The sequence below is a fragment of the Flavobacterium cupriresistens genome, assembly GCF_020911925.1.
GTDB lineage: Bacteria > Bacteroidota > Bacteroidia > Flavobacteriales > Flavobacteriaceae > Flavobacterium > Flavobacterium cupriresistens.
In genome coordinates this window covers 2945970-2958655 of sequence record NZ_CP087134.1, presented here as the reverse complement: position 1 = coordinate 2958655, position 12686 = coordinate 2945970, and the positions used below count along the sequence as shown (strand labels likewise).

The following is a 12686-nucleotide window of genomic DNA, read 5'->3' as shown; positions in this document are numbered from 1 at the left end:
TTAAATAAGCATTAGTTTATCTGAATAATTAACAGTAATTTTGCACCCTATTTTAAAAATACATATGAATAAATTTGAACAATTAGGATTGAATGAATCGTTACTGAAGGCGATTTTAGATCTAGGATTTGAAAATCCGTCAGAGGTACAGGAAAAGGCGATTCCCCTATTATTGGAAAAAGACACAGATATGGTTGCGTTGGCTCAGACAGGGACAGGGAAAACGGCAGCTTTCGGTTTTCCGCTAATTCAAAAAATTGATGCTGACAACAGAAATACACAAGCATTAGTTTTATCGCCAACACGAGAACTTTGTTTACAGATTACCAACGAACTTAAAAACTACTCAAAATACGAAAAAGGTATTAATGTGGTAGCAGTTTACGGCGGGGCTAGTATTACAGAGCAAGCCAGAGAAATTAAAAGAGGAGCTCAGATCATTGTAGCTACTCCGGGGAGAATGCAAGACATGATCAACAGAGGTTTAGTTAACATTAAAAATATAGATTACTGTATTCTTGATGAGGCTGACGAAATGTTGAACATGGGATTTTATGAGGATATCGTATCTATTTTATCCGATACTCCAGACGAAAAAAGCACATGGTTGTTCTCTGCAACTATGCCACAAGAGGTAGCCAGAATTGCAAAACAATTCATGAGCGAGCCTGTAGAAATTACAGTAGGTGCTAAGAACTCAGGTTCTGCAACTGTTTCTCACGAATTTTACTTAGTAAATGCACGTGACCGTTACGAAGCTTTAAAACGTATCGCCGATGCTAATCCGGACATTTTCTCAGTAGTATTCTGTAGAACAAAACGTGATACACAAGCGGTAGCTGAAAAATTAATCGAAGATGGATACAGCGCTGCTGCGTTACACGGAGATTTATCTCAAGCGCAACGTGATGGTGTAATGAAATCTTTCCGTGGAAGACAAATTCAGATGCTTGTTGCTACTGACGTTGCTGCACGTGGAATTGACGTTGATAATATTACTCACGTAGTAAACTATCAATTACCTGACGAGATTGAAACTTACAATCACCGTTCAGGACGTACAGGTAGAGCTGGAAGATTAGGAACTTCTATCGTAATTGTTACTAAAAGTGAATTGCGTAAGATTTCTTCTATCGAAAGAATTATCAAACAAAAATTCGAAGAGAAAGTTATTCCATCCGGAATCGAAATCTGCGAAATTCAATTATTACACTTAGCTAATAAAATTAAAGATACTGAGGTAGATCACGAAATTGACAACTACCTACCGGCTATCAACAACGTTCTTGAAGAGTTATCTAAAGAAGAGTTGATCAAAAAAATGGTATCTGTAGAATTTAATCGTTTTATCGCTTACTACAAAAAGAACAGAGATATTTCATCTCAAGCAGGAGAAAGACGCGAAAGAAGTGATTCTGAACCAAGAGAATTCAACAATAATGGAGCAGTTCGTTATTTCGTAAACATCGGTTCAAGAGACAACTTCGATTGGATGTCACTTAAAGATTACTTGAAAGAAACATTAGACTTAGGTCGTGATGACGTTTTCAAAGTAGACGTAAAAGAAGGTTTCTCTTTCTTTAACACTGATCCTGAGCACACAGAAAAAGTAATGGAAGTATTAAACAACGTACAATTAGAAGGACGTCGTATTAATGTTGAAATTTCTAAAAATGACGGTGGCGGAAGACGTGATCATAATGGACGTTCTGGTGGCGGAAGAAGCTCTGGAGGACCAAGAAGAGAAGGAAGTTTCGCTCCAAGACGTGAAGGTTCTGGTGGTGGTGGATTCAGAAGCGACAGAAACTCTGCTCCTAGAGAAGGTGGTTTCAGAAGCGACAGAAATTCATCTGCTCCAAAAAGAGAAGGTGGTTTCAGAAGTTCAACTCCAAGAACTGAAGGTGGTTCTGACAGAGCCCCAAGACGTTCTGAAAGCTTTGGTGATTCGCCAAGACCAAGAAGACCAAGAAGAGATTAATTCTCTTTGTTAATTTTCTGATAATTATATTTGGATACTGCGAAATATTTAATCTTGATTCACTACTTTTAGTGCTTTAAATCAGGATATGAAATATTTCGCAGTTTTCTTTTTTACATTACTATCTACTATTGCTTTTGCACAAGACACCCCGTCTACAATACCTCAAAGAGTTTCGGGTTACATTATTAATGACAACAGCAAACAACCTCTTTCAGGAGTTAACATCATCAACACCAATAAGGTGAGAGGTGCAAAATCTGATGAAAAAGGATATTTTGAAATCGATGTACAAGTCAATGATACCCTTCATTTTTCGATTTTAGGATTTCAATCGCTGCGTATCAGAGTAACCAATGACTGGATAAAAAATAAAGTAACCAGAATTCAGCTTACTGAAAAAGCAATTGCGCTTGAAGAAGTTATTATTGCTCCCTTTAGCTTAACGGGTTACCTTGAAGTTGATTCTAAATTAATTCCGACTAAAGAAAACTATCGTTATAGCATTTCAGGCCTTACACAAGGGTACGAAGCCGGTGAATATTCTCCAAATGCCTTTGGAAAAGTATTAGGCTCGATCTTTAATCCTGCAGATATGCTTTATAATTTCTTTGGAAAAAATGGTAAAGAACTCAAGAAGCTTAAAGAGATGAAAAAAGACGATACGGTTCGAAATCTCTTAGAGTCCAAATACGATCGCGAAACAGTTTCTGTATTATTAGGTATCAGTAAAGATGAAATTCCGGAGATTATGCATCGTTGTAACTATTCTGATTCTTTTATTCAGACCGCAAACGATCTGCAAATCATGGATGCCATAAGCGCTTGTTATGAACAATATAAAGTATTAAAACGAAATTAATTGCTACATTATAAAAATCAATCCTCAATTGTCTAATTGGGGATTTTTTTATTTACGGCATTATTCTTTCAAAATAATGGTATTTCAACAAATAATTGATTAAATTAGTCATTATACATCTCTTAAAATCGTCATCGATTTTAAAAATCAATTTAAAATGATAAACATAACCGATAAGATTCTAAATTTTATAGATCTGCATAAAGGGGAAGAAGACAAAAAAACAGTAATACAAAACATTAGCAGCACGGTATCTTTTAGAGGATCAAATCTCTGGATCTTAGTATGCGCTATCATCATTGCATCTGTAGGGCTAAATGTCAACTCTACCGCTGTGATAATTGGCGCCATGCTTATCTCTCCTTTAATGGGACCAATCGTTGGCGCTGGATTTGGCTTAGGAATGTATGATTTTGAATTACTAAAAAAATCGATTAAGAATCTATTAATTGCAACAATCGCAAGTTTAGCAACTTCTACCATTTACTTTTACATTAGCCCTTTTAAAGAAGCACAATCTGAATTACTAGCCAGAACATCTCCAAATATCTACGACATCTTAATTGCCTTTTTTGGAGGTTTGGTTGGTGTGATAGCCGTAACCAGAGTCGAAAAAGGAAATCCAATTCCAGGTGTTGCTATTGCAACGGCTTTAATGCCTCCTTTATGTACCGCGGGTTATGGCCTTGCTTTAGGTAATTTTAAGTTTTTCTTAGGTGCCATGTACTTATATACCATCAATTGTGTTTTTATCTGTATCGCTACTTTTGTAATTGTCAACTACCTGAAATACCCTATAACCAGACAGCTTGATACTGTACATCAAAAACGTGTTAAATACATTATTACGATTCTGATTTTATTTTTAATAGTTCCCAGCATCTATTTTGCTTACCAATTATTCATTCAAAAAAATTATACCTTTAAAACAGAAACTTTTATCCGAAAAGAATTTCTGGATAACGATTATCCTATCATCTACAAAAACATCGAATACAATACTAATCCAAAAAGAATAGAACTTGCATTTTTAACAAAGAAATTTAACGATGCCGAGATTATCAACTTAAATAAAAAATTAACGGAATACGATCTGAAAAATACCCGATTGATTATTAAACAAGATACTTTTAATCTGTCAAAAGACATCATGAATAAAATCAACAGCAGCAAAAACTTAGTCGATCAAAAAGATGTTCTGATTAACGATTTAAGAAATCAATTGTCACAATATCAATTCAAAAACCTTCAGATAGGAAGCGAAGCCAAAATTCTGTTTCCATTTGTAACCTCACTGTCTATTGGAAATTATTCGTCTGAACACAAAGACAGTAAAACCAAAATTATCCCGATAATCCTTTTTCAAAGCAAAAAAGACATCACTTCAGAAACCAAAGAAAAACTAAAGTCCTGGCTAAAAGTGAGACTTCAGAAAGATTCTATAGAAGTATATAGACAAAGTGTACCCGAAATAAAAACCCTAAAAAAATAAATATTATGTCAAAAAGTCAAGATGCAAAAAAAACGGTAAAAAAAGAACCGTTAAAAACGGCTAAAGAAAAGAAAGAAGAAAAGAGAGAGAAGAAAAATAATCCTAAACGAGATTGATAGTAGTATTCAGTCGCAGTCGCAGTTTTCAGTTATTACCGAAAACTGTGACTGCAAACTGAGACTAATTACTTATTTAACCGGAATATTTGATAGAATTTCTAATACAAATTTCCAATATTTCTTAGCAGAAGAGATACTTGCTCTTTCGTCCGGAGAGTGTGCTCCGTGAATGGTTGGCCCAAAAGAAATCATATCCATATCCGGATAATTTGTTCCTAAAATTCCACATTCCAAACCAGCATGACAAGCCACTACTTTTGGTTTCTCGTTATTTTGTTTTTCGTAAATCTCTTTTAATACTTCTAATATTTCTGAGTTTACATTTGGTGTCCAACCCGGGTAAGAACCTGAAAGTTCTACTTCGCAACCTACTAATTCAAAAGCAGAACGCAATGCATTTGCCAAATCAAATTTTGAAGTCTCTACAGAAGAACGTGTCAAACATCCAATTGTGATTTCACCGTCTTTTATTATTACTCTGGCAATATTATTGGAGGTTTCAACTAAGTCCTCCATATCAGCACTCATTCTGTAAACACCATTATGAGCTGCATAAATAGCACGAATAATACCTTCCTGAACCCCTAAATCCATTACTTTTTCCGGTAAATCGCATTTCACGATTTCAATAGAAAGATTAGGTTCAGTCGTTTTATACTCCGCTTTAATATCGTTGATGATTTCCTGCATATCAAAAATGTAAGCTTCATCAAACATTTCAGAAATGATTACTTTAGCAACACTTTCTCTTGGAATTGCATTTCGTAAACTTCCTCCGTTTATTTCAACCACTTGTAAACCAAAGTTTTCAAAGGCATCAAATAACAAACGGTTCATGATTTTATTAGCATTCCCTAAACCTTTATGAATATCCATTCCTGAATGACCTCCTTTAAGCCCTTTTACGGTAATAATATGTCCAACAGAACCTTCCGGAACTTCTTCTTCATGATAGCTTCTTGTAGCCGTTACATCAATTCCTCCGGCGCAACCAATATCAATTTCATCATCCTCTTCAGTATCTAAATTCAATAAAATCTGTCCTTGAAGAATTCCTCCTTTTAGGTTTAAAGCTCCTGTCATTCCGGTTTCCTCATCAATTGTAAACAAAGCTTCAATCGCAGGATGCGGAATATCTTTACTTTCTAAAATAGCCATAATAGTAGCTACCCCTAACCCGTTATCTGCACCAAGTGTAGTACCACGCGCACGAACCCAGTCACCATCAACATACATATCAATTCCTTGCGTATCGAAATCAAAAACAGTGTCTGCATTTTTTTGGTGCACCATATCAAGATGCCCTTGCATTACAATCGCCTTACGATTTTCCATTCCCAGTGTTGCCGGTTTTCTAATTATAACGTTGCGGATATCGTCTTCAAAAGTTTCTAAACCTAAGCTATTTCCAAAGTTCTTCATGAACTCTATCACTCGTTCTTCTTTCTTTGACGGACGTGGAACGGCATTCAAATCAGCGAATTTATTCCATAGCGCTTTAGGTTCCAGATTTCTTATTTCCTGACTCATTATTTTGTGTTTGAAGTTTAACAATTAAGAGCATCAAAGTTAAGAAAGTATTACCTCTTAAAAAAAAGTATCTACCATTCAATCAACAAATAAAATGAATCGTTGGATATTACTTCCAATTAACAAATAAGGAAGGTTATAAAAAGTAAAAATCTATTTAAAATTATAAAATTTTTCTTACTTTTAGTTATTGTTTTAATTTTTAAACTAAAAATCATTTTATGGAATCTCTCCTTTCAGAATTTACAGTTTCCACTCTATTATTCAATATTATTTGCAGCTTCTTTGCTTCGTTCTTTTTTATCTTTACGCTTTTAATTTTTTTCAAACCCAAATTTGAAATAGTACCCTTAATAGCAAAAAACAATAGTCCTTTTGATAATATTGACCAAATTTGTTATTCGTTCAAAATTATAAACAAATCACTCTTTGGTGCTTATAACATTGAAGCCAGAACCAATTATTATTACATCATACAAGGCGAAAATGGTATTATTAATAAGATCTTTTCCAGAATTGAACTTAAAACAGATACAATCAATTACATACCCGGTTATATTCCTTTCAAAAAGAATTACGGTCATAACTGCATTCAGTTTTTTACTTATGAAGATTTACCTGAAAAAATGAAATATTCCCCTACACACATACAATTTCAAATTACTGCCCGTCATAGTTTAACGGGGTTAAACAACATATTTACACATGAATTTGTCAATAAAGCCGCGATCCGTGAAGGAAAATTTAAAGAAGGAAACTTCAAAGAAATCTTACAATGTTAATTAACTTTTTATATCAATAATAAATACATACATTTACGGTATTAAACTTAAAACAAAACGGTTATGAAAAATGATATCATTGCAATGTAAGCCCATCAAAAAATAACACTTAAAAAATACAACCAAAAACCGAAGTCTCTTCGGTTTTTCTGTTTTTTAATACTTCGTATCGCCATAAATGTATCTTTACCATTTACGATCTGCCAGAATATCAAAAATCTCTTATAGAAAATTAATAATTGTATTTATATTTACGTAACCAAAATTTACATTGTGAAACGAAAATACATTCTACCTTTATTACTTCTCCTGCAGATTATTCTTTTAAAGATTCTTCCCTTTTTTCCGGAATTCATCGAACGCTTTTATAGCAATGGAATGTATTTGAAAATCTCTCATTTCTCGAGAATTATTCTAGGTTGGATTCCGTTTTCGATAGGCGATTGTGTATACTCGGTTTTAATACTCCTTTTAATTCGTTGGTTTTGGAAAAACCGTAAGACCTGGAAATCAAATTGGAAAGACCATCTTTTAAGAACACTAAGCGTAATTTCTATATTTTACTTTTTCTTTCACCTGATTTGGGCTCTTAATTATTATCGTGAACCTCTTTTTGAAAAAATGAAGATTAAAAGAGAATACACGGATGCCGAACTATTGGTTTTTACTAAAAAACTAATAGCAAAAACGAATGAAATTCAATTTCAAATAACAAAAAAAGACAGTTCAAAAGTCGTTTTCCCGTATTCACAGCAGCAAGCTTTTCAGATGAATTTAAACGGATATCAAAATCTTGCAAAAGAACATCCCTATTTTGCTTATCAAAATCTAAGCATCAAAAAATCGCTATTCAGCCTGCCATTGACTTATATGGGATTTGGAGGTTACCTGAATCCATTTACCAATGAAGCGCAGGTCAATGATTTATTGCCAATGTATAATTTCCCTGCAACGAGTTGTCACGAAATGGCACATCAAATCGGGTTTGCCAGCGAAAGCGAATGTAATTTTATTGGCGTTCTGGCAACCGTTAAAAACGATAATTTATATTACCAATATTCAGGTTATAGTTTTGCTTTGCGTTATTGTCTTGGCATTTGGCAGGCAAAAAATGAACCCCTTTTTAATCAATTAAAGAAAACGGTTCATGTTGGGATTTTAAAAAACTATCAGGAAAGTCAGGACTTTTGGAAACAATATGAAACCCCGATCGAAACCGGTTTTCATATTTTTTATGATAATTTCTTAAAAATAAACCAGCAAAAAGACGGCATGGAGAGTTACAGCAAATTTGTCGATTTGATGGTGAATTATTATAAAGGAAAAGAATTTTAATTTTTAGAGGATCCAAACCATTACTGTCTGGATCCTCATAAAAAAATTAGGGAATAACTTCTATTTCGACTCCCTGATTCCAGTTCTTATGTTCATTTTCATAATACAGATAGGCGGATGAAGCTACGCCTTTATACTTCCCGGGAACAATCGCTTTCAGATCAATGTTAATTTTCCTGATTTCATTGGCTTCCAACTTTCTAAAATACAAAACCAGTTCACTTCCAAAAATTTCATAATAATCTATATTGTTTTTTTCCACAAGCAATTTCAATTGCCAAGGCTCAGGAGTTAATCCGCCTGGAATTCCAATTCGGGCAATAGGGTTTGAAACCTGTTCTGCGCTCTTGTTTTGAATTTCAATTTCGAGTCTTGCTGTCTCACTAATCTTCAATTTATTAGTCAATGTGTTTGTTTTTAAAAGCAGCTTACATTTTTTAGAATTGTTTGGTGTGTACGTATTGTATTTCACATAAAACAAATAGGGAATTGTATTATTCTCCGGAATTTGAACCGAAAAATTGTTTGTTCCTGCATTGATTTTTAAATTTCCTACTATTACATTGCCGCTATTGTCTTTCGTTCTTAAATCTATCGACTCCCTATTTAAATTCATTTTGGGAACTGCTACCGTTACTGAGTTGCTATAAATTTTGGTAAACTCGGTAATTGCTTTCAAAGCCAGAGCAGTAGCTTGTGTAGAACCAAATCCATAAATTGAATTTGACGACTGAATATAGTCTAAAACGTCTGTCACTTCTTTTGTAACTTGTTTTTCTTTTAACAAAGCAAGAGCGTAAAGAGATGAAATTTCTATAGTTTTAGATTTCCCGTTACTAGAAATAACAGTTTGTTCTGCTTTCAAATCTTTTAATCCCAGCTTATCAATTTTAGTTTTTATTAGTGACATCAACTGCTTGTACTCATGCACTTTTTTCAGATTAAAAGAAGCTAAAGCCATTAATTCCATTCGGTACAAATCATTGCTCTTTAAAGCTTCTTCTAACCCTTTTTCATATTCTTTTTTGATATTATCTTCTCCAATTTCAGACAAAACATAGACAATATAAGCATTGTTAACCTCGTATTTTATTCCTGAAAAACCATATCTTCCTGAATTTTGTTTGAATCCGCCCAGGCCATCTTTCCTTGAGTATAACCAATTCGTCGTTCTTTCAATCATCTTTTCATCGACGTTTATAAATTCCTTCATTTCATTAAATTGCAATAAACCATAAGCAGTTAAAGCTTCATTACCGGGGTCTCCACCGTACCATTCAAAACCACCGCCTTTTGATTCATAGTTTTTTAGCTTTTTATAACCTGATTCTAAAAATTTTAAAGCTTTATTTTTAAATTCCGGTGCCGTATTTTTATATTTTAACAACTGCATTGCCATAATATTGGGGTAATTGGAAGAAGAAACCTGCTCAAAACACCCGGAAGGTTCACGCATCATACCTTCTAAACCATCAAAAATAGCAGAGAATGGATTGAAGAAAAACTTAACTCCCGAGTCAATAGAACTGGGCATTGGTTCAAAAATAGAAAAATCTGTATCCTGAGATTTAGTTCCGGCAATATCAATATTCATCGGAAAACCTTTAGCGTAAACACTGATCGTTTTCTTAATTTTAGTTTTAAAGTTTTCACCTTCCAATACAATTTCCAATGAAATATTTTCCCCCATTTTGTTCGGAATCAATGTGATATAAACTGTTTTAGATTCATTTGGATTTAGCACTACGAAAGAATTTTTAAAATTGTCGTTTTCTTTCCCATCAAAAATCATTTTATAGTTTAATTTCAAACTATTTTCAGAATTATTTTTTAACCACAGTGGCATCAAAATAACATCTTCTTGTGAAGTATAAACCGGAATTTTTAAATCGCACTGAATTAATTCCCTTACCGAAAAAACAGCTTCCGATTTTCCAATATCTCCCTTATAAGAAGTCCCTTCTGCTATAATTTTAAAAGACGTATTATCATCAGAATTATAAAACCCAAAATAGGCTACTCCTTTATTATTGGTTTGAATAATTGAGTTCCAGTAAATACAGCTTCTAAAATCCGATTTTTCTTCTGTTGTTGTTGCGCTATAAATCGGCTTATAAAAAGACTCTGCTTCGTTTAGTTCTCTTGTACCTGACTTGGAAATATTTTGAAAACTGTAATTGTAATTTCCTCCCAGAAGAATATTTCCCTGTTGCAATTTCTTTTTTGTCGTTATCAAGATTACTCCATTAGCCCCACCTGAACCATAAAGAGTGGTTGCGGACGCATCTTTCAGAATAGCAATTGAGTTTATTGAATCTGGAGGCAGATTTCCCAGCACAGAAGAATTCTCATTATTCGGGTACGGAATTCCGTCAACAATAATCAATGGCTGTCCCCCTGCCCTGTTTCCATAAAGTGAAGAGTACCCACGGATTACCACTTTGTCGGAAGCACCCGGCTGACCTGATCCTGAAGTAATTTGAATTCCGGCTGCTCTCCCACTTAACGAACGTGCAATTTCCTGGGCACTAATAACAGTAACTGAGCTTGAAAGCTGTTTTTTAAAACTATAACCATATGCTGTTACTACAACAGACTCCAACAAAGCCTGATCAGAATTTAAAGAAACGGAATTAGATCCTGATGTTACATGTGCGGTTGTTTTTTCAACTGTATTCTCTTTATTCACAACCTTATAATTTATTTCCACTGAACTCGTATTGGAAAGCGTGTCTTTCATTCTCAAAAAATCAGCTTGATTTGAAATTGAGCTTTTAATCGTGTATTCGTTTAATTTTCTGCTTTCCGTAATCAAACATCCAAAATCAGAAAAAACAACTCTGTTAAAATTAAAATAACCACTTGAATTACTTTTTGTTTCAAAAACTTTTCCCTGATCTGTAAAAAACATCACTTTTACCGCAACCGGTTTTTCTTTATTATTTAAAACAAAACCTTCGAGTATATCACTTTTTTCAGGCTCAAAATGTTCCCTTTCTGACATTAACTTCTGAATCTCTTTTTGACTGTACTTTCTCCAACCATGCGTATTTAAAAGTAAATCGATGGCTTCTTCTTTTAATTCTGTTTTTTTAGTGTCATCAAAATAAAATCTTGGCTCATGAATTTTGCCTTTCAGCTCTGATCCGAGAAGCAGCCACGATAAAATAGTATCTTGTTTGTCATCTATATAAGTCAACAACTTGGAGTCGACTACTGAAACAGACAAACTAGAAGAAATCGGATCATTATTTTTATCCTTTGTGAGAACGGAGACCTCAACTTTTTCTCTTGGTAAATAACTGCTTTTGTCTGTTTTAATTTCTATTTTTAATCCCTCCTGATAATTCAGAAAAACAAGTCTCTCAGCTACTACTCTTTTTTCAATAACTAAAGAAAAGGACTGTATACCAACCGGAAAATTCTCTGTTTTTATAGTAACGGTATTCCAGCCCTGCTCTAAATTCACCTTTACCGATTTATGAATCTTTGATGTATTGCGTACCAAAACATTGCCATCAATTGCTAATGGTGCATAAATATTTAACGCGACACTTTCTCCGGTCTTTTGAGCGTTTATTGTAAAAACATTTTTTCCGGCTTCAGGTAATGTTATTTTTTTTTGCGATTTAAATGGAGAAGTTACTACTGCAACGTATTTTTTGTTTTTTTCTGTCTTTAAAAATACCTTTCCCATTCCATCATGAGTGGTTGTAAAATCAGTCACTTTAGTTCCATTTTCATCTTCAATATAACCTCCAACATCCATTGGTAATCCGAACTCATTTTTTGCAATAAAAAACAAAGAAGAAATTTCATTCAGAATAAAATTACCGCTTTCCGGCAAAAATTGTAAGTCAACAAAATTTAAATCAATGGGAATGGCACGTGTTACCGATTCTTTAAAATTATCGTAATCAAGCATAACGTTTACGATTCCATCGTTTGACTTTAAATCATTTGGCAATTTAAAATGAATAATCGCTTTTCCTAATTCGTCGGTTTTTCCTTCTAATGAATCTATCTTTCTTCCTGCAATAAAAACATCATATTTAAACACCTGATACTTAATGGCCTGGTTTTCTAGATTTTTTAATTCAAAATCGGCTTCACAAGTTTCACCTTTTCCGTATGATTTTTTCTTAAAATCTAACGTCATTAGAATTCTTGGTGTTACTACTTTTTGTACAAAAACTGTTCTCTCAAAAATATTCTCGGAAGTCTGTTTTTGAATTCGGGTATATGCTTTTATTTTATACATCCCGGCAGCTGCATTTTCAGAAATTCTATAAGAACAGGCTACACTGCCGTTTTCGACAACATAAATCTGGCTGGCTACTTTTTTGTTACCACTATCAAACAGATCTACATAAACAAAGTCACTTAAAGTTGATGGACTGTTGTCACTTTCTGTAACAAATCCTTTAAAATAAATCGTTTCACCAGGCGCATACAGCACATTATTTAGTTGCAGATATACTTTTTCTGTGATCGGTTTTCTATAAATTTTATCCCAATCTTTTTCAATATCTTGGGCTAGCACGGTTTGAAATACCAACAGAAACATTGCGTATAATATATTTTTCAT

Annotated in this window: 7 protein-coding genes; 5 read left to right on the top strand and 2 right to left on the bottom strand. The window is 33.7% G+C overall.

The genetic code is table 11. The annotated features are described in order from the left end of the window. Positions 1-64 precede the first annotated feature (64 nt). From LNP23_RS12620 to LNP23_RS12610, 3 genes are all read left to right on the top strand, one after another. A complete protein-coding gene (locus tag LNP23_RS12620; RefSeq protein ID WP_047778792.1) occupies positions 65-1978 on the top strand; it encodes a DEAD/DEAH box helicase in 1914 nt (637 codons plus the stop codon). 88 nt (positions 1979-2066) lie between these two features. Further along, complete coding sequence (locus LNP23_RS12615; RefSeq protein ID WP_047778793.1) at positions 2067-2840, top strand: carboxypeptidase-like regulatory domain-containing protein; 774 nt, start codon at positions 2067-2069, stop codon at positions 2838-2840. 157 nt (positions 2841-2997) lie between these two features. After that, complete coding sequence (locus tag LNP23_RS12610) at positions 2998-4332, top strand: DUF389 domain-containing protein (protein ID WP_082210676.1); 1335 nt, start codon at positions 2998-3000, stop codon at positions 4330-4332. A gap of 188 nt (positions 4333-4520) precedes the next feature. Here the strand turns inward: LNP23_RS12610 and LNP23_RS12605 are convergent, their stop codons facing one another. Then, complete coding sequence (locus LNP23_RS12605; protein WP_230001384.1) at positions 4521-5981, bottom strand: aminoacyl-histidine dipeptidase; 1461 nt, start codon at positions 5979-5981, stop codon at positions 4521-4523. Between the two features lie 221 nt (positions 5982-6202). Here LNP23_RS12605 and LNP23_RS12600 point away from each other — a divergent pair, with 221 nt between their 5' ends. Beyond that, positions 6203-6763 carry a hypothetical protein gene (locus LNP23_RS12600; protein ID WP_230001382.1) on the top strand — a complete coding sequence of 187 codons (561 nt, stop codon included), beginning with the start codon at positions 6203-6205 and terminating at the stop codon, positions 6761-6763. 273 nt (positions 6764-7036) lie between these two features. After that, positions 7037-8098: a DUF3810 domain-containing protein gene (locus LNP23_RS12595; protein ID WP_230001380.1), complete on the top strand. Its 1062-nt coding sequence runs from the start codon at positions 7037-7039 to the stop codon at positions 8096-8098. Positions 8099-8144: 46 nt separating this feature from the next. Here the strand turns inward: LNP23_RS12595 and LNP23_RS12590 are convergent, their stop codons facing one another. Next, on the bottom strand, positions 8145-12686 hold the full coding sequence (locus LNP23_RS12590) for a TonB-dependent receptor plug domain-containing protein (protein WP_230001378.1): 4542 nt from the start codon (positions 12684-12686) through the stop codon (positions 8145-8147).

Excerpts from the sequence above, each read along its gene's own strand:
- LNP23_RS12620 (WP_047778792.1), top strand. The coding sequence starts at position 65 with ATGAATAAATTTGAACAATTAGGATTGAATGAATCGTTACTGAAGGCG.
- LNP23_RS12615 (WP_047778793.1), top strand. The coding sequence starts at position 2,067 with ATGAAATATTTCGCAGTTTTCTTTTTTACATTACTATCTACTATTGCT.
- LNP23_RS12610 (WP_082210676.1), top strand. The coding sequence starts at position 2,998 with ATGATAAACATAACCGATAAGATTCTAAATTTTATAGATCTGCATAAA.
- LNP23_RS12605 (WP_230001384.1), bottom strand. The coding sequence starts at position 5,981 with ATGAGTCAGGAAATAAGAAATCTGGAACCTAAAGCGCTATGGAATAAA.
- LNP23_RS12600 (WP_230001382.1), top strand. The coding sequence starts at position 6,203 with ATGGAATCTCTCCTTTCAGAATTTACAGTTTCCACTCTATTATTCAAT.
- LNP23_RS12590 (WP_230001378.1), bottom strand. The coding sequence starts at position 12,686 with ATGAAAAATATATTATACGCAATGTTTCTGTTGGTATTTCAAACCGTG.